Genomic DNA, 24,764 nt, shown 5'->3' with positions numbered 1-24,764 from the left:
GAATAGAAAGAAGGAGGTGGATACATGTCACTCTTTCAAAGAAACCAGGTTAAAAAACCTGAGAAGGATTACAATTATGAGGGGAGTAGTAAGTCCTCATCAAATCCCTATATAGATGAATTGGTTGAACACTATAAAGCCAGATTGCTGACAGAGACAAACCTCGAAGAATTGACTAGTCTACAATCTGGAGAACGCCGCCTTTCTATTGAACGATTAGTTAACCAATTCATGGCTGAGGAAAAAGTTGTCATACCGAGTCATGAAAAAGAATCAATGTTAACCAGATTAATCGACGAAAGTGTTGGTTTTGGACCTTTAGAAGGGCTGTTAAAGGATGAAACGATAACGGAGATCCTGGTTAACGGACCTTCTGAGGTGTTTATTGAGAAGCATGGTAAACTGCAAAAGTCGGATGTTACGTTCAAAAATGAAGAACACGTTCGCCATATCATTGATCGTGTAGTCGCTCCGCTCGGAAGGCGGATTGATGAAAGCTCACCAATGGTGGATGCGCGCCTGCCTGATGGAAGCCGTGTAAATGCGGTTATCCCTCCAATAAGCTTGAACGGGACACTCATTTCCATTCGTAAATTTAAGAAGACTCCATTTGAGATGGAGGACCTGATGAACTATAACACCTTCACAAATGAGATGGCATTCTTTCTAGAATCAATTGTAAGAGCAAAAATGAATATCCTTGTATCTGGAGGAACGGGCAGCGGAAAAACAACTCTTTTAAATGCCATGGCAAAATCAATACCTATTAAAGAACGGGTCATCACCATTGAAGATTCTGCAGAATTAAAGTTGAACCGTGCAAGTGTGGTAGGGATGGAAGCGCGTCCAGCAAACGTGGAAGGTACGGGGGAAGTATCGATTCGACAATTGGTAAAGAATGCTCTTCGTATGCGTCCCGACCGAATCATTGTCGGGGAGGTCAGGGGATCGGAAGCCTTCGATATGCTGCAGGCAATGAACACCGGGCATGAGGGATCTATTACAACAGTCCACGCTAATACCCCTTCTGATGCGATAAGCCGTGTAGAAGGAATGGTTGTAATGGCGGGGATGGATCTCCCAACTCATATTATCCGCGAGTATATTGTGGGAGCGTTGGACTTTATTGTACAGGCCGAACGTTTATCTGATGGAACCAGGAAAATCATGAATATTTCAGAAGTGTTTGTCAACGATCATAACCAGATCGAAGTTCAGGATATTTTCACTTTCGAACGAACTGGTCTCGGTAAAAATGGTGAAGTGATCGGACAATTCAAGCCAACGGGCATAGTGCCGCGCTGTCTGCATCACTTAAAAATACATGGAATCGAAATGGATGAGACCTTGTTCCAAAGACGGGAGGGTATGGATCATGCAGCTATTGACGGCCTCCATACTCTATAGTCTAGCCGTTTTTTTATTCCTTTGGGGTCTGTACTTCCTTTTGGGATATAGAAATCAAAAAAGGGAATGGAAGCAAAAGGTCAATAAATGGTATCCGGAGCAAAAAAGAAAAAGTTCACTTAGCCTCTTGGGAGATCGATTTGATAAATCCGAATCGTCACAGCCTCTTGCACTAAAATTGCAAGGTTCTAATATTGCCCTTCTTCCATCGGAATACATAGGGGTCCACATTCTGGGGGCGCTGGTACTATTTGTTCTCCTATTCAATATTTTTAAGCTTCCAGGAAATATCACGATTATATTAATCCCTGCCATCCTGTTCGCTTCTCATTTTCTATTATTCTACTTAAGAAAGAATAAATATGAGGATCGGTTCAATAGTCAGCTTGCAGATATATGCCGGCTGTTGGGAAATGGAGCCAGATCAGGTCTTACGATAAACCAGGGCATCGAAATGGTGGCAAGAGAGGCGGGGGCACCTGCAGGGGAGGAGTTCAAAAGAATTTCGAATGAGCTAAAGCTGGGGGTTCCACTTGAAACGGCACTCCGGTCCATGCAAAAGAGAAACAAGTCTAGAGAGTTCCAGTTATTTATTGCAACCATACTTATACAGAAGAAAACAGGCGGGAACTTGGCTACTACTCTTGAGTCAATGTCCAATACCCTCGAAGATCGGAAAGTACTGAATCAAACGATTAAGACAATGACTTCCGAACAAAGATATATTTCTATCATCGTTCCTGCAATGCCGATCTTCATTGTGCTCATGATGAACAATATCATAGAAGGATTTACTGATTCACTAAAAACTGTACCCGGGATGATTATTCTTGCCCTGTTTCTTTCGGGAATCGTACTCTCATTCTTTCTAATTAGAAAAATAACAAATATAAAGGTGTAGCCTATGGATGCCATAATTATTCTAGCCATAATCTTATTCTGGATTACTTTCGTCATTGCCATACGTCATTACTCTGTCTATATAAAAGAAAAGAGGATGCTCCTGGAGCATGTATCTGACGTTACAGAGGTAAATGCATTTGATAAGAAAAGTCGAAAGAAAAATAAAACAAGCTTATTTGAAAAACTAACAAAATATGCCGATGAATTTACCGATTTGGGTCAAAGAATCAACTTCTTCAGTGAAGATCATGACGTGAAAGATTGGCTCCAGAAATCAGGAAACAAATACGGGCTGACAGTTGAGAGGTTTCAAGGTCTTAAGATTGTCCTGTTATTAATTGGATTTATTGCGGGTTTTTTATCCCTGGTAATTGGCCTGCCTTTCTCACAATATGCCATTATTTTTAATCCGATTATCGGATATTTCCTGCCGATAATACTGGTAAGAAATCAAGCAAAAAAACGCCAGGAAGCATTGCGCCAAGACCTGCCTGATTTCCTGGATACAATCAGTACCAGCTTGCAGGCAGGCGTCAGCTTAGACCAAGCTTTAAGGGAGGTGATCCGTTTCTTTGAAGGACCGCTCAAGGATGAGTTCTCAAGGTTCAATCATGAAATTGATCTGGGTGTACAAAGGGAAACGGCCTATCGGAATTTGCTGAACCGAAATGATAATCCTGAATTCCAGAGTTTAATAAAGTCATTGTTGCAAGGGCTTAAGCTCGGGGTGCCGATTGCAACGACATTTAAGGTTCAAGCAGAAGATATGCGCCAGTTCCGTGAAGAACAAGTAAAGGAGCTCGCAGCTAAAGCTTCACCAAAAGTTACACTCGTAACCACTTTTGTGGTTGCACCGGTATCAATCCTTATGATTGCAGGCTTGATGTTGCTTAATCTTATTTATGGCGAGAACAGTATTTTTAAACTACTAAACTTATAAATGGAGGATACACACAATGAAAAAAATGTCAGAACTTTATACAAAATGCTCAATCAAGTTAAACGGAATGGTACGTAATGAAAGAGGATCACAGACTCTAGAGTGGATTGGAATTGCCGCAGTTGTTGTCATTGTAGTTGGAGTGATTTCAACAGCATTTTCCGGTGATCAACAATTCGGTAAAGATGTAGTAAAGAAATTCTCTAAAATGATTGAACAAATTGGTGGGGGCTGAGAACAGTAAGTACTCACATAGGGGTAAGAAACTAAAATTTCATTAAAGGAAATGGACAATTAGATATCCTTTTCCTTGGTGTGCATAAGTATTTGGGGAAAGTCAGGAGGAAAAAAGAATGAAAAAGAACATTATGGTAATTTTATTTACAGTTCTCCTGGTACTAACTGGTTGTAATGAAGACGAAAAAAAAGTAAATAATTCTAATGATCAAAAGACAGCGGAGAATTCTGTTAGTGAAAAGGAAACTACTGAGGAAGATAAAAAAGAAAAACATTTCAATGTTGAAGATCTTCCAGCTGTTCCAAGTACACCAGAAGGAATTGTAAATCAAACTCCCGGGATCTTTGCTGGAAAGTATGTAGAGGAAGATCCTTGGACAACTAAGATGCTGGAAAAAATGAAAGAGGTTCCAAATCTGCCGGAAAATGCTACAGAAGAAGAATACGATCAGTATTTTAAATATATTTATTCTTTAGCAGCAGACGATTTCCCGGATCCGCAGGAGTTAATAAAGAAATGGGAATACGCTATATCTGGTACTCCTGAGGCTACAGATGAACGCTTTCAATTCAAAGAAAATTATAATATAGAAATTATCCTTGATTCCAGTGGAAGTATGAACAATATGGTTAACGGGAAGACCCAAATGGATTTAGCTAAGGAAACCATCAATAACTTCTTATCTACTGTTCCGGATAAAGCTAATGTCTCATTAAGAGTTTATGGACATAAGGGTACTGGTTCTGACTCCGATAAAGAGTTAAGTTGTTCGAGCGTAGAACAAGTATATGGGTTTGAAACCTATAACAATGAGAAATTTAATAAAGCGTTAAATAAATTTACTCCAAGTGGCTGGACGCCAATTGAAGAGGCATTAAAATCTTCCAAAGAGGCGTTCTCAAAATATGATGCAAAAAACAATACTAATTTAATTTATTTAGTAAGTGATGGAATTGAAACATGTGATGGTGAACCAGCAGAATTCGCTAAAACTTTACCGACGTCTAACATTAAGCCAATTGTAAATGTCATTGGATTTAATGTAGATGGGGAAGCACAGAAACAATTAAAGGCTGTAGCGAAAAATAGCGATGGAATGTATACAACTGTAACAAGTGCAGAGCAGTTGGAAAATGAATTCAACAGAACAAAAGAAGTTCTTGAGAGCTGGAATCAATGGAAAGAAGACGCACTTTATGATTTGGATGGGAAAAGCACAGATGTGTTTTTTGATATAAGAGATTACTCCATTAACTATGATCAAAAAGCTAGATCACAAGAGAATAGAATTTGGAAAATAATACAGATTTCCAATTTAGAAGAGTTAATAACGGATGAACAGGAAAAAGAATTAACGGAAAGAAGAGAAGACATGGAAGACTTGACTACCGAAGCTTTAACTAAGATCGAAAAAGATCTAGGTAATATCGGTGACAAAAAGATAGAGGAGATCGAAAAAGAAATAAATGAAAAGTATAACTCAAGCGTCCCTCAAGAATAATTGCGATGAGTAAACGTAAAACCTTATAATCGGAAAGGAATTAAGAACGATGTATGAAAAAATAACAAGTAAGGTTGTTGTTACAATCGCTCTACTCATCGTTCTTTTCCAATCATTTTCTTTTCCTATCTATGCAAGCGCAACAATCCAGCCTTGGAAAGGGAATCCTTGGTCTGGACAGGATTGGAAAGGTACCCCATGGGATGGGAAAGACCTTCAGTGGGAAGGTGAATCCTGGGAAGGGAATCCGTGGGAAGGAAAGTCAACAAGCGGAAATGATTGGGAAGGAAACGGTACTGAAGGCCAAGGAACGAGCGGACAAGGGACAAACGGACAGTCTTGGGAAGGTTATCAATGGACAAATGCCCCCTGGTATATGGACCCTTGGCTAAATAATGGTTGGACACCGAATGGGTTTGAAGGAAGTCCTTTTAGCGGGAATGGAACCAATGGTGATCCGTTTTCGGGTAATGGTACAAACGGAAATCCATTTTCAGGAAATGGGACCAGTGGCAATCCCTTTGCCGGGAATGGCACTAGCGGAAATGCTTTTGAAGGTAGTACAACCGCAGGTAATGGTACTGAAGGAACCTCATTTGAAGGGAGTCCTACAGATGTAAAGCTGCCATTGGGTTATGAGGTTGCAAAGTATATTTCGAATGATATCATTGGCGGACAAGTGAATCTGATTAGTGACTTTAATAGTTTTGATTTTGAAGCTAACCCAAATGGATTTAGGCCAAATGCGACTTTCTTTTCATCACTTATGTTAAATGGAGTGAAAGTTGGATTAGGTGACAAAACGCCATGGTTTGTTAATGGGGTTGCTGATGCTCATGATGGTGTTCTTAAAACAGTTGATGCCGTAGGAGCTGCTAAAGATTATAAGTTAATCAAAGATGCTGCAACATTGGCTCAGAATGGTGGAGCGAGTAGAGGAGCATTAAATTTAGCTGATAATGCTGATTTATTGTCAAACTTATCAAAAGTTGGTTCGATATCTAAACTAAACGTTGCAACTGCTGCTGTAGGTGCTGGATACTCAGCCTTTGAATTAGGGTTTAATGGGGCAAAAGCTTATGAAGTATTAAATTCTGATGTAGCTGGCAATCAAAAAGTTTCGGCTGTAGCTGAAGCGACAAGCAGCTTTGGAGATTTGATGATGAACGCGGGAGTAGTTACAGCTGCAATCCCGGGAGGGCAAGCAGCGGGTGCCGTAATGATTGCAGGGGGAGCTGCAATATGGGGTGCATCCAAATTAACTAAGCTGGTGGCTGATAATTGGAGTGGAATTAAAAAGTTCTCGAAAAATCCTGTTAAAAACACAGCAAAAGCTATTGGTAAAGGGATAAGTACAGTAAAAGGATGGTTTAGTTAAACCCTATGATAAGTAGAGGGGGAGATTGATTTTTCTCCCCTTCTTTTTATACTCTAACCATAAAGGAAGTTATATCATGAATGTGAACCTCTTAAAAAAGGAAGCAAATAAACATAAAAAATTTCTTGAAAATAAGGTGATGTTGAATCCATATAGTTACACAGTTAATAACATTCCTTATTACTTAGTAATTTATCAAAAAGGCGAGAAATTTAAAGGATATGCTGTAATATCAGAATCTGGATTTAAGAAAACAGATGCTTTAAATGCTTTTGAAAGGTTAATCATTTTTAATGTCTATGTTAATCGTTTTTTTGAGATAGAAGAATCGAAAATGAAATTAAAACCGGAAACATTTGTGAATATAAAGAGGGTTATTCAGGATTACCTAAGTCATGAGGAAGTTAATGAAAAGTTGAGTGAAAGTATAAATTTACTTACGAACCTTGAAATGCTCTTGAAAGATTTACAGCGGCACCTAACTGAATACACTCGACATTATGATAATGATATATTAACCACTAATAGAATAGATGAAGAAGAGTTGCACACTTTATGGAAGACTCTTTCGTACGTAAACCGTATTCAATACCTTCAAGGTAAAGAGCTAATTGGTAACTTCGAGACATTAACAGATTTGTACAAAAAAATGAAAGAATTAAAACTAGATAAAAAACTTTCAGAATATGACATGAACGTTTTCAAAGAATTGACTAGCGAAATAAATACCACAAAGAGAAGTATAAATTCATTAGGGTTCGAAAAAGAGCACGCAAGTTTGTCAGAAAGAGAGTTTGTTGAACTCTCTATAAAGAGATTTAAAGGGCTGGGAGAGGAAAAACTTTCTCATTATAAAAAAGATTTACGCTATCCAAAACCCTGAGGTGAGAAACCATGGATAAACCAATACGATACACTTTCTCATTCATCGGGGAAAGGTTCGAAAAAATATTACTTATTATTTTGTGTGTGCAATTACCCTTGCTGTTGCTGCACTCACTCATTACTAATTATATATACGCCATAACCCCAAATGTAGGAACAATCTATTCGGTCTCAGACATTTACTATGCTTTACTTACGATTTTAATTTTTATTTATGCTCAAGTTCCGTTTGTGAAATATACCTTCAATGAACTAGAGGGAAGGGAAGATTCTTTAAAGAATGCCTTCTACACGTTTGTTGTAAAAGGATTTCCTATCTTTGTTTTTGCCTGTCTGATCAGTATACTAACTATTTTAGGATTTGCGTTATTCATTGTCCCCGGAATAATCATTTTGGCTGTGTTTATTACCGCGCCTATTATAGCGATTGTGGATAACAAATCTGTATTTAAATCGATTAAAGAATCGGGGTTACTATTTAAGAAGAAATTCATAAAGATAATTCTATTAATCTCATTATGGGGCATTTTCGAAATGATACTGGGAATGATCATAAACGGTTTAATTTTAAGAATAACGTCATCTTATGCGGCCATAGCAGGCGTCCAGATGATTACAAATATGATTTTTTATCCAATCTTCTTAGTTTTATTAACCACTTATACGCTGAAATGGAGAGCAGGATTAAGAAAGCTTGTGTAGTCGGAATGGGGGAAGACAAATGAAAAGAATTATGGAAAAACTAAAAAGTGAAAAAGGTTCGTCTACGATTGAATTTTTAGGTATTCTCCCCTTGATCCTTGTGGTCGTAATGATTGCCTGGCAACTGATCGTAAGTGTCCAAGCTGTAGTGGTTGCGCAGTCAGCAGCAAATGAAGCTGCTAAGGTTTACTCTATTACAGAAGACTCATTGGAGGCTGCTCAGGCAGCCCAAGATATTGTTAAAACCGGTGGATCGTACCTTACTTTTAACGGGGCATCGGGTATGACTCAGAAAGATTTCACGGCAAATGTCAGCGTTTCGATAGACTTAGTGTTTCTTCCTAAAAAGATCATGCCAGGTAACGGTACACCCTCTATCTCATACACTTCAAAGGCCACTGGTAAGGTGATTAAGAATGAAAGCTAGAGTAATAGATATTGTACGGCAGGAGAGAGGGAATGCGGCAATACTTATGATTGGGCTTCTCAGCATTATGATGGTGTTATTCATATTTGTTTTTAATCTTTCAAAAATATTTGCTGTAAAAGAAGAAGCGAATACAACTGCCCAGCAAGCAAGTTTAGCTGCTACTTCAGTACTTTACTCTCAAGTGGATGAAGTGATTAATGACTATGAGAAAACTCTGGAAGGTACAGTGGATAAAGTTCCTGAATCAATCGGAATGAAGATTCAAAAGAAAGAAATCGAGCTTAAATCTTCTTCAAGCTATGATGATTATTCTGACAATGAAATTGAACTGGAAGCAATGGATATTGTACTTACAGAAGAGTTGTACCGTGGGGTGGGTAAGGATAAACTTCACGATATGTTGAATGAAGAACTTTATCAAATCACCTTAGAAGAAATGCAATCTCAAGCGCAAACGACAATTATTCAAAACAATGGGAATTTATCTGGTGCTACTCTAGTCGTTGACGATGGCCAGGTATTTGTCCGCGCGTCCAACACCGTAGAAGGAACGTCATTTAAAGGTTTCTTTACAGATTTAAAAGAAGACCTCTTTCAAACAGCTGGAGGACCCAAAGTTGATTTCCTTACTGAATTAAGTAAGTTTGATGTAAAGATTGAAAGATCACTTGACTGATATTCATGACGGGAGAGGATACAATGTCCAAAAAAGAAAAACGCTGGAGAAGATTTTACTTGTTCTTAATGATCTTTTTTTATGCAATTTATGTGCCGGTGTCAATAATTGAATGGCTGGCAGGAGATGGCGGACTCCCTCTGACTGCTGTTGTAGTGGGAATTGCATTGCCATATATGAGGAAAAATCATTTACATCAGATTCAGATGAAGGGAAATACGGGAGCTTGAATATGATGTTTTGCTCTGAGAGAGAAAGGGTTGGACGAACAGCTTCATAAACTAATTTTCACTTTGGAAGAACAAGGATCAGAAACTATTAAAAATGTGGGCCCTTCTAAGAAACACTGAAATACCGGAAGAATTAAGAGTTTAATCAAACGTTTGTTTAAAAAGCTTGAATCCCGACTTCAAGCTTTTTTTACGGTCTTAATTCGTTTGTATCCTGCATCCAAGCATTTCCCCGACCAAAACATTCGGCAAAACCACTATAATTGGATAGAATAGAAACAATGGCTGTATTGACTAACGGTTGGAATGTAAAAGGAGAGTAACCATGACACACTACACAGATGATAGCTTAGCTTTACATACAGATTTGTATCAAATCAATATGACGAAGGCCTACTGGGATGATGATTTCCATAATCGAAAGGCTGTTTTTGAGGTGTTCTTTCGAAAGCTGCCTTTTGGGAATGGATATGCAGTGTTTGCCGGTTTGGAACGTGTGATTGAGTTTGTGAAGAATTTTCATTTCAGTGAGAGTGATATTGAGTATTTAAGGGAGCTTGGGTATGAGGATGAGTTCCTTCAATATTTAAAGGATCTTCGTTTTACCGGGACGATCCGTTCCATGGTGGAGGGGGAGCTTGCGTTTGCCAATGAGCCTCTTTTGCGGATTGAAGCTCCTCTTGCCCAGGCGCAGCTTTTTGAGACGGCCATCCTGAATATTGTCAACTATCAAACGTTGATCGCGACGAAAGCAAACCGGATCAAGCAGGTGGTTCATGATGAAGTGGTGATGGAATTCGGTACCCGGCGTGCGCATGAGCTTGATGCGGCGATTTGGGGAACGCGTGCAGCATTCATCGGCGGTTTTGATGCCACGAGTAATGTCCGTGCGGGGAAAATGTTCGGAATGCCGGTTTCGGGAACTCACGCCCATTCGCTTGTTCAGGCGTATCAGGATGATTATACGGCTTTCCATAAGTACGCGGAGAGCCATAAGGATTGCGTATTCCTGGTCGACACGTACGACACCCTGAAATCAGGGGTTCCCGCTGCAATCAAGGTAGCAAAAGAGCTTGGAGATAAAATCAACTTTAAAGGCATCCGTCTCGACAGTGGTGACATGGCTTACCTATCAAAAAAAGCCCGTAAAATGCTGGATGATGCAGGTTTCACTGGAACAAAGATCATTGCTTCTAATGATTTGGATGAGTACACGATTTTAAATTTGAAAGCGCAAGGGGCGCAGATCGATGTGTGGGGAGTAGGTACAAAGCTTATTACTGCATACGATCAGCCGGCACTCGGTGCGGTGTATAAGCTTGCTTCCATCGAAAACGAAAATGGCGGGATGGACGATTCCATTAAGATCTCCAGTAATGCTGAAAAAGTTTCCACGCCCGGGTTGAAAAAGGTTTACCGCATCATCAATCAGGTTAATCATAAATCAGAGGGGGATTATATCACTCTTGAACATGAAAACCCTCAGGAGGAAGATCGTTTGAAGATGTTTCATCCGGTTCACACGTATATCAGTAAGTTTGTGACCAATTTTGAAGCCCGGGAATTACATGTTGATGTGTTCAGGGATGGAGAACTGGTGTATGAAACACCGCCCTTGCAGGTCATGCGGGAATTCGTCAATGATAATCTTGAGCTTTTATGGGATGAATACAAGCGCTCGATGAACCCGGAAGAATACCCGGTTGACCTAAGTGATGAATGTTGGACAAATAAGATGAATCTGATCCAGAAGGTGAAGGCAGAAGTGAAGGAAAGATTCAATTCCGGCAGGTAAATCAGTTGTGAACGGATAACAATAAGAGGTATACTTTGATGTAATAAAACCTAACATGGAGTGTGAAATGATGGATTCTCTTCAGAAACAGATTGTGGAAGAAATGATGGTTTCCCAAAATATCAATCCTAAAGAAGAAATACGCCGCAGTATCGATTTCATGAAAAGCTATTTGAAGAAGCATTCGTTTATAAAAAGTCTGGTTCTGGGTATTTCCGGCGGCCAGGACTCGACCCTCTTAGGAAAACTTGCGCAGATGGCTGTTAATGAATTGAATGAAGAAACGGGTTCAGATGAATACAATTTTTACGGAGTGCGCCTTCCGTACGGTGAGCAGGGAGATGCGCAGGATGCGATCGATGCCGTGGAATTCATCAATCCATCTGTTTCGATGACAGTAAATATTCAGGCTGCGGTGGATGCGAGTTACTCTACATTGAAAAAAGCGGGCATCGAGATGTCCGATTTCGTGAAAGGGAATGAAAAGGCACGCGAGCGAATGAAAGTTCAATTTGCGATCGCCGCGATGAAGAACGGAGTCGTGCTTGGAACGGATCATTCAGCGGAAGCAGTCACGGGCTTCTACACGAAGTTCGGTGACGGAGCGGCGGACCTTGTACCGCTTTTCCGACTGAATAAACGGCAGGGAAAAGCAATACTGAAAGAGCTCGGATGTCCTGAGCATCTATATAATAAAAAACCGACAGCCGACCTGGAAGAAAACAAACCGCTGATTCCCGATGAAGAAGCCCTCGGTGTGACATATGATCAAATCGATGATTACCTCGAAGGGAAAGAAGTGCCCCGGGAAGCAAGTGAAACAATCGAGAAGCACTACTTGAAATCACAGCACAAACGTCATCTGCCAATTACGGTGTTTGATGACTTTTGGAAATAAGACAAAGGAAGAGGCTGGGACACAAGTGTTTTAGTCTAAATAAAACCCGAACTAATTTGAACTCTAAGTTCAAGTAAGTTCGGGTTTTTTAGTAGCTTTATCCAAAAGTTTATTTTGTATATAGCTTGTTCCAGCGGTTGATTGGAGTGCAAGACGAAGACTCCTGCGGGAAAAGTAGGTTATTAGAAAAGTGGAAGGGCTTTGCTCAGAGGCGGGTTTGGCTTATGACATGTGCCTCTAAGCCCTGCTGCTAGACAAGTGAGACCCCTCAGGCAATGCCGAGGAGGCTCACGGGCTACCCGCGGAAAGTGAAGTCTTGCACGGAAATCATTAGCGGTATTCAGGGTCAACACTGATCATGTTCGCCTTTAGGCAGTTGTTTTTTAGTTTTGACCCAGCCTCTTCTTAGTTGGAATTCTTGGGCTGGCGATGATTTGGGATAGAATGTAATTCGGCAGAATCAGGACCCGTTAGGTTTTGGGAAAAATGAAAAGATTATGAGCATAGAGGTTATGTGACAAATTTCCTAAAAATTCGTATTATTTTTCTCTTAAAATGGAGGATTTTTGGAAAACGAAACGAAAGTATTAATAGTTAGAGAGAAAAAAACATCTAAAAGGGATTCAGGAGGGGTCATATGACGCAAGAAGTAGTAAATCCGAAACTGCAAAATGTCGTTGAAAATATAGAGAAGGTCATGATTGGGAAGAGGAAGGTAGCGGAGTTGAGCGTCGTGGCTTTATTGGCAGGCGGTCATGTCCTGCTTGAAGATGTTCCCGGCGTCGGGAAGACGATGATGGTAAGGGCGCTTGCGAAATCTGTCGGGGCTAGTTTTAAAAGGATCCAGTTTACGCCGGATCTGCTGCCGTCGGATGTTATCGGGGTGTCCATTTATAATCCGAGAGAGATGGAATTCAATTTCAGGCCGGGACCGATCATGGGGAATATCATCTTAGCTGATGAGATCAACCGTACCTCGCCAAAGACGCAATCAGCGCTTCTTGAGGGGATGGAAGAAGGAAGTGTGACCATCGATGGAAATACACGGAAGCTTGATAAACCGTTTTTCGTAATGGCCACACAGAATCCAATTGAGTATGAAGGGACATATCCGCTTCCTGAAGCTCAGCTTGACCGCTTTCTACTGAAAATGAAGATGGGGTACCCGGAGCCTGCTGAAGAGATGGAGGTCCTCCACCGTGCTCAGAAGAATCCTCCTATTGAAGACTTGGAGCCTGTGATGACGTTGGAGGAGCTTCGCCATCTTCAAGATGAAGTGAAGGAGATTTTGGTGGATGATACCATCAAGAAATACATCGTTGATATTGCGGGTCGTACGAGAATTCATGCGAACGTCTATCTGGGTGCGAGTCCGAGGGGATCGATTGCATTGATGAAGGCGTGTCAGGCATATGCGTTCTTACGAGGGAGAGGGTATGTTGTTCCTGATGACGTTCAATTCCTTGCACCATTTGTATTTGCACACAGAATCATCATGAAATCGGAAGCGCGTTACGAAGGAATCACGCCGGAAGAAGTTGTGGAGAGAGTGATGGCGCGCATTCCCGTACCGGTTCAAAGGCTTGTGAGATAGCATGAAGACCAAATTTCAGGTAGTAAAGAAAATTGGCAAGCTGCTGCTGCTTCTACTATTAATCGCCATCACCTTCATCTATGCCATGTTTCAGGGCGGGTTTGTCAGCTGGTTTTTGTTTTACAGCTTTCTTCCGTTTGCTTTGTATTCAGTGTTCGTCTTTATTTATCCGCTTTCCGATTTTTATGTGGAACGCAGGTTCGAATCAATTGAATATAAAGCAGGGGATGAATTAAAAGTAACATTGACGCTCAGGAGAAAGGTTCCGTTTCCATTGTTTTATATGGTCCTTGAAGATGTCGTGACAGAATCACTTTTTCAGCAGTCTTCTTTTCATAAAGCGAAATCGATGATCTATCCCGGGTTCAGAAGGGAAATGAAGCTGTCCTATTATATAGATGAGCTTCCGCGCGGTGAGCACATCTACTCTGCGGTACGTCTTAAAACGGGAGATTTCTTCGGGGTGTTTGAGAAAGATGCCGTCATTGAATGCAGGGATCAGCTCCTTGTCTATCCTTCGTTCGTCGAAGTTCAATACAGGCCGCTCGAGAACCGTTACGATCAGGGGATGACTTCCTCTAATGTGAAGATACAGAAGGATACGACGATGGCAACGGGCGTCCGGGCGTATCAGCCGGGGGACCGCTTTTCCTGGATCCATTGGAAGTCCTTTGCCCGCACCAATGAATTGATGACTAAGGAGTTTGAAGAACGGCAGTCCCATGATGTACTCATCGTTCTCGACCGCGAGTATTCGTCAGCTTTCGAGCCGATGGTCACGTTCACCGCTTCCGTCATACGTTCGATTATTAAAAAAGGGGCGCAGGTCGGGTTGGTTTCTATCGGTAGAGAACATCAGTCATTCGCGATCAGAGGGGGAGAGGAGCATCAGGGTCAGCTCTACCATCATCTGGCAAAGGTACAGCCTGACAGCCAGTTTGCGCTGGGCAAAATCCTTCAGGGCGAAGGGCTCAACTACTCGCAATCTGCAGCAGTATTTTTCATTACCGCTTCCGTTTCGAAAAAAATGATCATGAGCGTCAATAATTATTCAAAGCGGAACAGTTCGGTCGTTATTTTCTTGATTAAGTCCAATGGGGAGACCTATACGTCGGAGGAAAAATCATTGAGAGCTTATGCCTCATCCCGCGGGATCTGGCTGAAGGTATGCTATGAAGGGGATTTCTCGTCTGCGTTTGCGGAGGTGAAGCGAGCATGAGGGGAAAAGCTTCGGCCAATGTGTTATATTCCATTTTGATTTATCTGTTCGGGTTCCTGCTCCTTTGGGAGTGGCTGAAACCTTTGAAGGTCGTTACCAATACGGGTGATTTAACATTCTTTATCCTATTTATCGCTTTATCCCTGACATTTTCGTATTTCAGGGTGCATTATCTGCTGTCCGGAACAGTGAAAACCGTTTTGATCCTGGTGTCTTTACATGCACTCTATTTTGAAGGGTCCCTGTTTGATCTTTCCTGGGTGAAAGTATTCATTGAAGACTTATTGCATAACGCAGGTTTGACGATTGGGAGGGATTGGTCAAACTTATCGTTCATCTATCGCAGTCTGCTGTTTTTCATTCTGTTATGGCTGATGACGTATCTGATCTATTACTGGCTGTCGGTCAGGAAGGCGATCCTGCTTTTCTATGTGATGACGGTCACCTATATCAGCGTCATGGATACATTTACTGAATATGAAGGGGATGCAGCGATCATACGCGTGGTTATTTTCGGCTTCATGCTGATGGGACTGCTCGCACTTGAACGTTTGATACAAGGTGAAAAGCTGCTTGGGGCGAGGATGAGCAGACACAGGTGGATTGTTCCGCTGACGGTGATGCTCGGTGTCAGTTCGATTGTGGCATTTGCCGCTCCTAAAGCCGATCCGCTCTGGCCGGACCCCGTTCCGTATATTAAATCCTTTGCTGAAGGATCCGGGGGATTGAGCGGTGTGAATAAGCTTGGCTATGATACAGACGACTCGCAGCTCGGCGGACCCTTCATCGGCGATCCGACCGTGGTATTCACGGCTGAGGTTACCAGAGAGCATTACTGGAGAATCGAAACGAAAGATTTGTATACCGGAAAAGGCTGGGAGCAATCGATGGAAGAGGAGTCCGGGGTGCCGTTCAATTCGGATGAAGATCTCCCGTTTGCTCTCACCCCCAAAAACGAAGAACGTGAGCTCCAAACTGAAAAAGTCATGGTGGAAAAAGGGTACTCCCACGTAGTCTATCCTTATGGAATTGAAAAAGTTATGGGGAATGACGGGGGCTCCTTCGAATTTATGCCCGTGAACGAGAAAATCAGGAGCCTCGATGAATCAGGTGACCCGGTAAAGTTAGAGGAGTATGCACTCTCTTATCGCTCGCCTTCTTATTCTCAAAAAGGAATGAGGGCAGCGAATGCTGAACAGGAAGCCATGCAGGTTCCTGAATTCGTGGACAGATATACCCAAATTCCGTCTTCCACACCACAGAGGGTAAAAGATTTGGCTGTAGAAATCACTCAGGGTGAAGAGGATTGGTATGAGAAAGTGCGTGCCATCGAAGGGTATTTTGAGAAAGAAGCATTCGTTTACGATCAGTTTGATGTTCCCGTTCCGGAAGAAGGACAGGACTATGTTGATCAGTTCCTATTTGAAACCCAAAGAGGGTATTGTGATAACTTCTCGACTTCAATGGTCGTCATGGTCAGGTCGCTCGGAATCCCTGCCCGCTGGGTGAAAGGATATACAGAAGGGGAGTACACCCGTCAGGCCGATACTCAATACCGGCTCTATGAGGTGTCTAATAATAACGCCCATTCCTGGGTGGAGGTATTCTTCCCTGAAGTCGGCTGGGTTCCCTTCGAGCCTACAGTCGGGTTCAGCAACAACATTGCCTATGAGTATGATTTAGATCTTGAAGAGCCGGAGGAAGATCAGACTCCATTACCGGAGAAAGAAGAAACACCTAAAAAACCGTTAGCACCACAAGAAGATGAAGCGGCCGGCGGCGGATTCTCTTTCAAGGATTTCTGGGAAGGTCTTAAAACTTTCTTCGTTGAGAACTGGGGCAAACTTCTCATCGGTTTCTTACTGTTGATATTTGCATCGGTGATGGCCTATATTTTCAGAAGACGCTGGCTTCCTTACTATCTGATTTTCTATTTCAGAAGGAGAAGGTCGGAAGATGTATACTCTGAAGCATACATTTCACTTGTAAAACAATTAGGAAGATATGGATTAAAAATGCAGGACGGCCAAACCCTCAGAGGATTTTCCCGTTATATCGATTCCTTCTTTGGAACCTATGAAATGACGAGTTTGACCAACCGGTATGAACGTACATTGTACGGCCATAAGCCCGATCAGGAAGATTGGGTTAAGATGAGAGAATTATGGGAAAATTTAATTAAAAGGACAACTGGTTGACCGCTTCATCAACAAGGTTTAAAATGATGTCAAATTAATAATGGAGTTCGTTAGCATCCTTCGTATATCCTCGATAATATGGTTCGAAAGTTTCTACCCGGTCACCGTAAACGACTGGACTATGAAGGCAGTGTTCTATGTAGACATCTTTTGTATGCCAAAAAACTAGAATCCTGCCTTTTTCACAGGCGGAGTCTAGTTTTTTGCTATTTTTGGACATGTTTGATGTCTAAAATCAACAGTAAGATTTTTGAAACGATTGAGGCTTATTGTTGGTAATGACCGGCTCCAGCTGTTTGATAGGAGTGCAAGACGAAGACTCCTGCGGGAGAAGTGGCCAATGTGAGACATGTCCAGCTCTGGGGCTTAGAGGCACATGTCATAAGTCAACTCGTCCAAGAAGGCAAAGAACGCCTTCATGGCCGATTCGCCTTATGCCACCCGCCTCTGAACAAAGCCCCTCCGCTTTTCTAACCCGCAGGAGCTTTAGCGACGAGGAGGCTCACGGGTCACCCGCGGAAAGCGAAGTCTTGCTCGGAAATCAACAGCGGCGTTAAAAGGGCAATTTTTTAAAAAAGGATGCTAACAAAAAGGATGTATGTGGATGGTAAGGGAATCATACACAAAAGAGAGATAATAACTGGATGAGGTGAACTGAATGCTAGGTAAAGAAGAATTGCATAATCAGGAAATGATCGTCGTATTAGACTTTGGAAGTCAATATAACCAATTGATCACACGAAGAATCCGTGAGTTCGGCGTGTACAGTGAGCTTCACCCGCATACCATCATGCTGGAAGAAATCCAGGAAATGAATCCGACTGGAATCATTTTCTCGGGTGGTCCGAACAGTGTATACGGCGAGAATTCATTCCGCTGTGATGAACGCATCTTTGATCTGGATATCCCGATCCTCGGTATTTGCTACGGCATGCAGCTGATGACGATGCATTTCGGCGGTAAAGTTGAACGTGCCAAACACCGTGAATACGGTAAAGCAGCCATTCAAATCGAGAAGACATCAAAGCTCTTCTCCGGACTTGAAGATGAGCAGGTTGTATGGATGAGTCATGGTGATCTTGTCATGGAAGCACCTGAAGGTTTCGATGTGAATGCTACGAATCCATCATGTCCGATTGCATCGATGAGCAATGAAGAAAAAGGTCTTTATGCCGTTCAGTTCCACCCGGAGGTACGCCACTCTGTTCACGGGAATGAAATGCTTAAAAACTTCGTATTCGAAGTGTGCGGCTGTGAAGGCGACTGGACGATGGAAAGCTTTATCGACATGGAAATGGATAAAATCCGTCAGACCGTCGGAGATAAGAAAGTCCTTTGTGCCCTGAGCGGCGGAGTGGATTCTTCTGTCGTAGCGGTTCTCATTCATAAGGCAATCGGTGATCAGCTGACATGTATCTTCGTTGACCATGGGCTCCTGCGTAAAGGGGAAGCGGACAGCGTAATGAAAACATTCGCTGACGGCTTTAACATGAATGTGATCAAGGTGGATGCACAGGACAGGTTCCTCGACAAACTCAAAGGCGTTTCTGATCCTGAGCAAAAACGCAAGATCATCGGTAACGAATTCATTTATGTATTTGATGATGAAGCGACGAAATTAGAAGGTATCGAGTATCTGGCGCAAGGCACGCTGTATACGGATATCATTGAAAGCGGAACAGCGACTGCCCAAACCATCAAGTCTCACCATAACGTTGGCGGACTGCCTGAAGATATGCAGTTTACGTTAATCGAACCTTTAAATACATTATTTAAAGACGAAGTGCGTGCGCTGGGTTCTGAGCTTGGCATTCCGGATGAAATCGTTTGGAGACAGCCGTTCCCTGGTCCGGGTCTCGGTATTCGGGTCCTTGGGGAGATTTCAGATGAGAAGCTTGAAATTGTGCGTGAATCCGACTATATTCTTCGTGAGGAAATCAAGAAAGCCGGTCTTGACCGTGATATCTGGCAGTATTTCACTGTCCTTCCCGATATCCGCAGTGTCGGTGTCATGGGAGATGCCAGAACGTATGACTATACGATCGGAATCCGTGCCGTTACATCAATCGACGGGATGACGTCCGACTGGGCCCGCATTCCTTGGGATGTTCTTGAAAAGATCTCGACACGGATCGTGAACGAAGTCGATCACATCAACCGCGTGGTGTATGATGTGACGAGTAAGCCGCCTGCTACGATTGAGTGGGAATAGATTTGTAATTAAATAAGGGAAGAAATCTAATCCGAACATTTTCTAATTAACTTTAAAAAATGTTCGGATTTTATATTGACTGCAATCATTCCCGTTGGTACAATAGTCTTGTCATAATAAATATATAGTTACTATTACGTCGTATAATTTCGGGAATAGGGCCCGAGCGTTTCTACCAAGCTGCCGTAAATGGCTTGACTACGAGGTGATTGATAGGCGGACTGCATTAATTGCACTGGTCCATTCTATTTTTTATCTTGCAGTCAAAGCTCTGAACTCTTGGTGGTTCAGAGCTTTTTTATTTGGGATCCGCGACGGCACGAGGAGGAGTATAGAAATGAAGAATTTCTTTCAGTTTGAACAGCTGGGCACCAATTATAAAAGAGAAATAATCGGGGGTCTGACAACCTTTCTATCCATGGCTTATATCTTGGTTGTCAACCCGTTGACACTGACGCTTCAGTCAGTACCGGATCTTCCGGATAGCATGAGAATGGATTCAGGTGCTGTATTCGTTGCAACTGCATTGGCCGCTGCAATCGGGTCATTGATTATGGGGCTGCTCGCGAAGTACCCGATTGCCCTGGCGCCGGGTATGGGACTCAATGCATTTTTTGCTTACACGGTTGTTTTGACAATGGGCGTTTCATGGCAGTCCGCCCTTACTGGTGTTTTGATCTCAGGATTGATTTTTATTGGTTTAACACTGACTGGTATACGTGAGAAAATCATTAATTCCATCCCGGCTGAATTGAAGTTTGCAGTCGGGGCGGGGATCGGGCTTTTCATCACATTTGTTGGTTTTCAAAATGCAGGAATCATCGTCAATAATGATGCAGTGCTTGTGGGCATTGGGGATTTGACACACGGTAACACCTTACTTGCGATCTTTGGAATCATCATTACGGTCATCTTAATGACAAAAGGTGTAAAAGGCGGTATTTTCATCGGGATGGTCGCAACTGCGATTGTCGGCATGATTGTCGGTCTCATTGAAACGCCGACAGGTATTGTCGACGCGGCACCTAGTCTTGCACCAACCTTTGGGGCGGCACTTGATCCGTTGTTCAATGATGCGGGCAGCATTTTCACCATCCAGATGCTCGTTGTAGTGCTTACGTTCTTATTCGTTGATTTCTTTGATACAGCAGGTACACTCGTTGCAGTAGCAAATCAGGCAGGATTAATGAAAAATAATAAGCTTCCACGTGCAGGAAAAGCACTATTCGCCGATTCTTGTGCGACAGTGGTTGGGGCTATTCTTGGTACATCAACAACGACATCTTATATCGAATCGTCCGCAGGGGTTGCGGCAGGGGCAAGAACCGGATTTGCTTCCGTCGTAACAGGCGTCCTATTCCTGCTTTCCATTTTCTTCTTCCCGCTGCTGGCCGTCATTACGGCGCCGGTTACGGCACCCGCACTGATCATCGTAGGGGTTCTGATGGTTTCTTCATTAGGGGAAATCGACTGGAAGAAATTCGAAGTAGCTGTTCCGGCGTTTTTGACGATCGTGGCCATGCCTTTGACTTATAGTATCGCTACCGGTATTGCAATCGGATTTATCTTCTACCCGATCACCATGATCATCAAAGGGCGTACTAAAGAAATCCATCCGATTATGTATGCACTGTTTGTCATTTTCGTCCTGTACTTTATTTTTATCGCGTAATCAAACATTATGAAAACTGATCTCTGTTATAGAGGTCAGTTTTTTCTTTTTTAAAAAAGAGGATGTGGGAAGGCGGAAGAGAATGTAATACTTAAGGGGATTGTATTTAATTGAAATAAATGTTCATTTTCGTTAAAATCATGTAATCAGATAATGTCGGAAATGGTCGAATTAATGGGGAGAAATACTTATGTCTACTTTGAATGTGAAGAAAGCATTAAATAATAATGTGCTGATCGCGCAGCATGCAAGCTACGGGGAAGTCGTTCTGATTGGAAAAGGGATCGGTTTCAACCGAAAAAGCGGAGATCCCATACAGAATGATATCGCAGAAAAAATGTTCGTCCTGAAAGGGGAAAAGGAGCAGGAACAATATATAAACCTGCTGCCGCTCCTGGATGAAGATATTTCGAATGTCATCATTTCTGCAATCGAACTGATAAGAGAACGGACAAATTCGTTCTTGAATGAACACATTCACATTGCCCTGACAGACCATATCCTCTTTGCCATTAATCGACTGATGAGAGGAATGGAAATACGTAATCCCTTTTTAGTGGAAACGAGGACTCTCTATCCATTTGAATATGAAATTGCCCGTGAAGTCGTCGGGATGATCAATGAGATGACGGATGTAAACCTGCCTGAAGGGGAAGTCGGCTTCATCGCGCTCCATATCCACAGTGCCATGATGAATAAAGATCTTTCGGAGGTCAATCAGCATTCACAGTTGATATCGAGGCTAACATCCATGATCGAACAGCAGCTCGAAGTCAAAATCAATAAAGAAAGCGTTGATTATATGAGGCTGGTTCGTCATATACGATATACAATCGAGCGTGTCCTGCGTGAAGAGCGGGTCGAAGAACCTGAAAAAATAGCAAAACTGTTGAAAGAGGAATACCCTCTCTGCTATAATTTATCTTGGAAGCTGATCAAGATGATGCAGCAAACATTAAGGAAACCTGTTTATGATGCAGAAGCAGTGTATCTAACGATGCATCTGCAGCGTATACAGACCAAAGTTAAATAATGTACTTATCTATCTCTACGTGTTACTGATTCGATCAGGCATGAGTAAAGAAGATAATTGAAACGTATGAAATGGGGCAGTCTATCCTTATACGTTCATTATCCTCTTTTCTCATGCCTTTTTTCATGGCCAGCTCCAGCGCCTGGCCCTTCGAGTCGTTTCGGACCGCCCAATGAATCAAAGAACGACTTCACTGGTCGGCCCTCCAACGCTTGTCGGGGCTGAACAATGCGCTTGCGCTTTTCTTGTTTGCAGCTATCATCTAATCTGCTGAATTATGTACAATTATTAAAAGGAGGAAAACTATTATGTTTAAAAAGGCTTTTGGCGTCTTGCAAAAAGTCGGTAAAGCGTTAATGCTTCCTGTTGCTATCTTACCGGCTGCCGGACTTCTGCTTGCATTTGGTAATGCTCTGCAGAATCCTACTTTATTAGAAATTGCACCTTTCCTAAACAATGGCGGTGTAGAAATGGTTGCCAGCGTCATGGAACAAGCAGGTGGAATTATCTTCGGGAACTTGGCACTTCTCTTCGCAGTCGGAGTGGCCATCGGGCTCGCCGGCGGTGAAGGTGTTGCCGGACTCGCCGCCATTGTTGGATTCTTGATCATGAACGTAACGATGGGGACAGTGGAAGGATTGGGAATCGGTGATGTAACAGGTGATGGGGTCGACCCTGCCTATGCACTTGTTCTTGGGATCCCGACACTTCAAACCGGTGTATTCGGGGGTATCATCGTCGGGATACTGGCAGCGTATATGTATAATCGTTTCTTCCAAATCGAACTTCCTTCTTACTTAGGATTCTTCGCAGGTAAACGATTCGTACCGATCGCAACAGCAGCATCTGCAGTTGTATTAGGACTATTGATGCTTTTGGTATGGCCTCCGATCCAAAACGGCCTGAACGCATTCTCGAACTTTATGCTTGGTGAAAACAGAGCGTTTGCAGCGTTCATCTTCGGTGTCATCGAACGTGCCCTGATCCCGTTCGGACTTCACCATATTTTCTATTCACCATTCTGGTTTGAGTTTGGAACGTATACTTCAGAAGCTGGTAACATCATCCGTGGTGACCAGGCGATCTTCATGAAGCAAATTCAAGATGGTGTTCAAGATTTAACGGCAGGTACATTCATGACAGGTAAATTCCCATTCATGATGTTCGGTCTTCCTGCAGCGGCACTTGCGATCTATCATGAAGCACGCCCGGAGCGTAAAGCGGTAGTGGCAGGTATCATGGGATCTGCAGCATTGACATCATTCTTAACAGGTATCACAGAACCGATTGAATTCTCATTCTTATTTGTAGCGCCGGTCCTATTCGGTATTCATACGATTTTTGCAGGTCTTTCATTCCTGACGATGCATCTGCTGGATGTAAAAATCGGTATGACTTTCTCAGGCGGTCTGATCGACTATATCTTATTCGGTCTGATCAATCCTCAAACTAACGCTTGGATCGTCATTCCTGTAGGACTTATATTTGCGGTCATCTACTACTTCGGATTCCGTTTTGCCATCCGCAAATGGAACCTGATGACACCCGGACGTGAAGAAGTGGAAGATGAAGATGACGCAGGTACAACAGGAACAGCGGGAGATCTTCCTTATAATGTTCTTGAAGCATTGGGCGGAGAAGAAAACATCGCTCACTTAGACGCGTGTATCACCCGTCTGCGCGTTTCGGTTAACGAGGCGAAAGATGTAGATAAAACAAGACTAAAAAAATTAGGTGCCTCAGGGGTGCTTGAAGTCGGTAACAGCATTCAGGCGATCTTCGGTCCTAAATCCGATACACTTAAATCACAAATGCAAGACATCATGCGCGGAAAAGCACCACGCAGAACTGAAACAAGTGCAAGTGAAGAAGTGGAGCAGCAGATCGAAGAAGTGAACCCTGACGCACTTCAAACAACAGAAGAAGAAAAGAACGAACGATTCGTTTCGCCTATCACAGGTGAAATCAAAGATATCACAGAAGTACCGGACCAAGTATTCTCCGGTAAAATGATGGGAGACGGATTCGCGATCATCCCATCGGAAGGAACGATCGTTTCTCCTATAGACGGCAAAGTAGTGAACGTATTCCCTACCAAGCACGCATTGGGACTCGAATCCAAGAATGGCCGCGAAGTGTTGATTCACGTCGGAATTGATACCGTTAAACTTGAAGGTAAAGGCTTTGAAGCCCTTGTAAAAGAAGGGGACCAGGTAGAAGCAGGTCAGCCGTTGCTGAAAGTGGACTTAGACTACATTAAAGAAAACGCGCCTTCCATCATGACACCGATCGTCTTCACGAATCTTAAAGAAGGGCAGCAAGTGACCCTTGAGAAGACTGGTAAAGTGAATCGTAACGACGAAAATATCATAAAGATCGACTAGTTCTTGCGAAAAAAACCCCGCACCGGATCACTTGATTCGTGCGGGGTTTTCTTTTATATAGAAGAAAGAGGCAGTAACAATAGTGAATGACAGATGAAGAGTGATTTTCGGGAAATGCTATATTCCTGATTTTCTGAGTGTATAACCTGTAAGTGGTGCGAGCTTTAGTAGATCCGGTATCTTCACCTGGCTTCCGCGTCAAATTGGAGCATGCGGAAATGAAGACTTACATGATGTAAGTGGTGTGATTTCGTAGATAGAGTCTGATAGAAAAGGGGGGGCTGCCAAAAAGTTTATATTAATTTGGTAGAAACTGTTGACGGAACTCGAAATGGTTGATATACTTTAAAAACCGTCGCAAGTGAGACGCAAAAACAACTTGATTGATAGAAAAATAAATTAAAAAAGTTGTTGACAAGAACGTTTCATTCTTGGTATGATGGTCAAGTCGCTTCAAACGAAGCGCATC

General features: G+C 42.6%; 20 protein-coding genes and 2 riboswitches. All 20 genes read left to right on the top strand.

Annotated features, from left to right (window positions below):
* Positions 1 to 24: 24 nt before the first annotated feature.
* The 20 genes from V6B33_RS21240 to ptsG all read left to right on the top strand — a co-directional run bounded on the left by V6B33_RS21240 (position 25) and on the right by ptsG (position 24,295).
* Complete coding sequence (locus V6B33_RS21240; RefSeq protein ID WP_334219654.1) at positions 25 to 1,407, top strand: CpaF family protein; 1,383 nt, start codon at positions 25 to 27, stop codon at positions 1,405 to 1,407.
* Complete coding sequence (locus V6B33_RS21235; protein WP_334219653.1) at positions 1,376 to 2,308, top strand: type II secretion system F family protein; 933 nt, start codon at positions 1,376 to 1,378, stop codon at positions 2,306 to 2,308. Before V6B33_RS21240 ends, V6B33_RS21235 begins: the two co-directional genes overlap by 32 nt.
* A 3-nt stretch (positions 2,309 to 2,311) precedes the next feature.
* Complete coding sequence (locus V6B33_RS21230; RefSeq protein WP_334219652.1) at positions 2,312 to 3,250, top strand: type II secretion system F family protein; 939 nt, start codon at positions 2,312 to 2,314, stop codon at positions 3,248 to 3,250.
* A gap of 16 nt (positions 3,251 to 3,266) precedes the next feature.
* Entirely contained in the window at positions 3,267 to 3,485 is a 219-nt protein-coding gene (locus V6B33_RS21225; RefSeq protein WP_334219651.1) for a hypothetical protein, read from the top strand.
* A gap of 118 nt (positions 3,486 to 3,603) precedes the next feature.
* Positions 3,604 to 4,989 (top strand): vWA domain-containing protein, encoded by a 1,386-nt coding sequence (locus V6B33_RS21220; protein ID WP_334219650.1) that lies wholly within the window; start codon positions 3,604 to 3,606, stop codon positions 4,987 to 4,989.
* A gap of 49 nt (positions 4,990 to 5,038) precedes the next feature.
* On the top strand, positions 5,039 to 6,367 hold the full coding sequence (locus V6B33_RS21215; protein WP_334219649.1) for a hypothetical protein: 1,329 nt from the start codon (positions 5,039 to 5,041) through the stop codon (positions 6,365 to 6,367).
* A gap of 76 nt (positions 6,368 to 6,443) precedes the next feature.
* Complete coding sequence (locus tag V6B33_RS21210; protein WP_334219648.1) at positions 6,444 to 7,250, top strand: hypothetical protein; 807 nt, start codon at positions 6,444 to 6,446, stop codon at positions 7,248 to 7,250.
* 11 nt (positions 7,251 to 7,261) lie between these two features.
* Positions 7,262 to 7,954 (top strand): YciC family protein, encoded by a 693-nt coding sequence (locus tag V6B33_RS21205; RefSeq protein ID WP_334219647.1) that lies wholly within the window; start codon positions 7,262 to 7,264, stop codon positions 7,952 to 7,954.
* Positions 7,955 to 7,973: 19 nt separating this feature from the next.
* Positions 7,974 to 8,381: a TadE/TadG family type IV pilus assembly protein gene (locus V6B33_RS21200; protein ID WP_334219646.1), complete on the top strand. Its 408-nt coding sequence runs from the start codon at positions 7,974 to 7,976 to the stop codon at positions 8,379 to 8,381.
* Entirely contained in the window at positions 8,371 to 9,060 is a 690-nt protein-coding gene (locus tag V6B33_RS21195) for a TadE/TadG family type IV pilus assembly protein (protein WP_334219645.1), read from the top strand. The genes V6B33_RS21200 and V6B33_RS21195 overlap by 11 nt, the downstream gene beginning before the upstream one ends.
* 23 nt (positions 9,061 to 9,083) lie before the next feature.
* Positions 9,084 to 9,290, top strand: a complete 207-nt coding sequence (locus V6B33_RS21190; protein ID WP_334219644.1) for a hypothetical protein — start codon at positions 9,084 to 9,086, stop codon at positions 9,288 to 9,290.
* A 325-nt stretch (positions 9,291 to 9,615) separates the two neighbouring features.
* Positions 9,616 to 11,085, top strand: coding sequence for a nicotinate phosphoribosyltransferase (locus V6B33_RS21185; protein ID WP_334219643.1), 1,470 nt, complete (start codon positions 9,616 to 9,618; stop codon positions 11,083 to 11,085).
* Between the two features lie 70 nt (positions 11,086 to 11,155).
* The gene (gene nadE, locus V6B33_RS21180) at positions 11,156 to 11,983 is read left to right on the top strand and encodes an ammonia-dependent NAD(+) synthetase (protein WP_334219674.1); all 828 of its coding nucleotides are present in this window, start codon (positions 11,156 to 11,158) and stop codon (positions 11,981 to 11,983) included.
* Positions 11,984 to 12,620: 637 nt separating this feature from the next.
* Positions 12,621 to 13,577: an AAA family ATPase gene (locus tag V6B33_RS21175; protein WP_334219642.1), complete on the top strand. Its 957-nt coding sequence runs from the start codon at positions 12,621 to 12,623 to the stop codon at positions 13,575 to 13,577.
* A 1-nt stretch (position 13,578) separates the two neighbouring features.
* A complete protein-coding gene (locus V6B33_RS21170) occupies positions 13,579 to 14,796 on the top strand; it encodes a DUF58 domain-containing protein (protein ID WP_334219641.1) in 1,218 nt (405 codons plus the stop codon).
* A complete protein-coding gene (locus V6B33_RS21165; protein ID WP_334219640.1) occupies positions 14,793 to 16,994 on the top strand; it encodes a transglutaminase TgpA family protein in 2,202 nt (733 codons plus the stop codon). Before V6B33_RS21170 ends, V6B33_RS21165 begins: the two co-directional genes overlap by 4 nt.
* A 40-nt stretch (positions 16,995 to 17,034) precedes the next feature.
* Positions 17,035 to 17,136: riboswitch (purine riboswitch) on the top strand.
* A 516-nt stretch (positions 17,137 to 17,652) separates the two neighbouring features.
* A complete protein-coding gene (gene guaA, locus V6B33_RS21160; protein ID WP_334219639.1) occupies positions 17,653 to 19,206 on the top strand; it encodes a glutamine-hydrolyzing GMP synthase in 1,554 nt (517 codons plus the stop codon).
* Positions 19,207 to 19,325: 119 nt separating this feature from the next.
* Positions 19,326 to 19,427, top strand: a riboswitch (purine riboswitch).
* A gap of 116 nt (positions 19,428 to 19,543) precedes the next feature.
* A complete protein-coding gene (locus V6B33_RS21155) occupies positions 19,544 to 20,878 on the top strand; it encodes an NCS2 family permease (protein WP_334219638.1) in 1,335 nt (444 codons plus the stop codon).
* 190 nt (positions 20,879 to 21,068) lie between these two features.
* A complete protein-coding gene (glcT, locus tag V6B33_RS21150) occupies positions 21,069 to 21,911 on the top strand; it encodes a glucose PTS transporter transcription antiterminator GlcT (protein WP_334219637.1) in 843 nt (280 codons plus the stop codon).
* 308 nt (positions 21,912 to 22,219) lie between these two features.
* Positions 22,220 to 24,295 carry a glucose-specific PTS transporter subunit IIBC gene (ptsG, locus tag V6B33_RS21145; RefSeq protein ID WP_334219636.1) on the top strand — a complete coding sequence of 692 codons (2,076 nt, stop codon included), beginning with the start codon at positions 22,220 to 22,222 and terminating at the stop codon, positions 24,293 to 24,295.
* Positions 24,296 to 24,764 lie beyond the last annotated feature (469 nt).

Origin of the sequence: Mangrovibacillus sp. Mu-81 (assembly GCF_036867415.1) — a bacterium.
In the GTDB taxonomy this organism is placed as follows: domain Bacteria; phylum Bacillota; class Bacilli; order Bacillales; family Bacillaceae_B; genus Rossellomorea.
Note: the sequence above shows the minus strand (reverse complement) of the source record. Positions and strands in the feature narration are given on the sequence as shown.

Coding starts and splice junctions, on each gene's coding strand:
- V6B33_RS21240 (WP_334219654.1), top strand. CDS start 25: ATGTCACTCTTTCAAAGAAACCAGGTTAAAAAACCTGAGAAGGATTAC.
- V6B33_RS21235 (WP_334219653.1), top strand. CDS start 1,376: ATGCAGCTATTGACGGCCTCCATACTCTATAGTCTAGCCGTTTTTTTA.
- V6B33_RS21230 (WP_334219652.1), top strand. CDS start 2,312: ATGGATGCCATAATTATTCTAGCCATAATCTTATTCTGGATTACTTTC.
- V6B33_RS21225 (WP_334219651.1), top strand. CDS start 3,267: ATGAAAAAAATGTCAGAACTTTATACAAAATGCTCAATCAAGTTAAAC.
- V6B33_RS21220 (WP_334219650.1), top strand. CDS start 3,604: ATGAAAAAGAACATTATGGTAATTTTATTTACAGTTCTCCTGGTACTA.
- V6B33_RS21215 (WP_334219649.1), top strand. CDS start 5,039: ATGTATGAAAAAATAACAAGTAAGGTTGTTGTTACAATCGCTCTACTC.
- V6B33_RS21210 (WP_334219648.1), top strand. CDS start 6,444: ATGAATGTGAACCTCTTAAAAAAGGAAGCAAATAAACATAAAAAATTT.
- V6B33_RS21205 (WP_334219647.1), top strand. CDS start 7,262: ATGGATAAACCAATACGATACACTTTCTCATTCATCGGGGAAAGGTTC.
- V6B33_RS21200 (WP_334219646.1), top strand. CDS start 7,974: ATGAAAAGAATTATGGAAAAACTAAAAAGTGAAAAAGGTTCGTCTACG.
- V6B33_RS21195 (WP_334219645.1), top strand. CDS start 8,371: ATGAAAGCTAGAGTAATAGATATTGTACGGCAGGAGAGAGGGAATGCG.
- V6B33_RS21190 (WP_334219644.1), top strand. CDS start 9,084: ATGTCCAAAAAAGAAAAACGCTGGAGAAGATTTTACTTGTTCTTAATG.
- V6B33_RS21185 (WP_334219643.1), top strand. CDS start 9,616: ATGACACACTACACAGATGATAGCTTAGCTTTACATACAGATTTGTAT.
- nadE (WP_334219674.1), top strand. CDS start 11,156: ATGGATTCTCTTCAGAAACAGATTGTGGAAGAAATGATGGTTTCCCAA.
- V6B33_RS21175 (WP_334219642.1), top strand. CDS start 12,621: ATGACGCAAGAAGTAGTAAATCCGAAACTGCAAAATGTCGTTGAAAAT.
- V6B33_RS21170 (WP_334219641.1), top strand. CDS start 13,579: ATGAAGACCAAATTTCAGGTAGTAAAGAAAATTGGCAAGCTGCTGCTG.
- V6B33_RS21165 (WP_334219640.1), top strand. CDS start 14,793: ATGAGGGGAAAAGCTTCGGCCAATGTGTTATATTCCATTTTGATTTAT.
- guaA (WP_334219639.1), top strand. CDS start 17,653: ATGCTAGGTAAAGAAGAATTGCATAATCAGGAAATGATCGTCGTATTA.
- V6B33_RS21155 (WP_334219638.1), top strand. CDS start 19,544: ATGAAGAATTTCTTTCAGTTTGAACAGCTGGGCACCAATTATAAAAGA.
- glcT (WP_334219637.1), top strand. CDS start 21,069: ATGTCTACTTTGAATGTGAAGAAAGCATTAAATAATAATGTGCTGATC.
- ptsG (WP_334219636.1), top strand. CDS start 22,220: ATGTTTAAAAAGGCTTTTGGCGTCTTGCAAAAAGTCGGTAAAGCGTTA.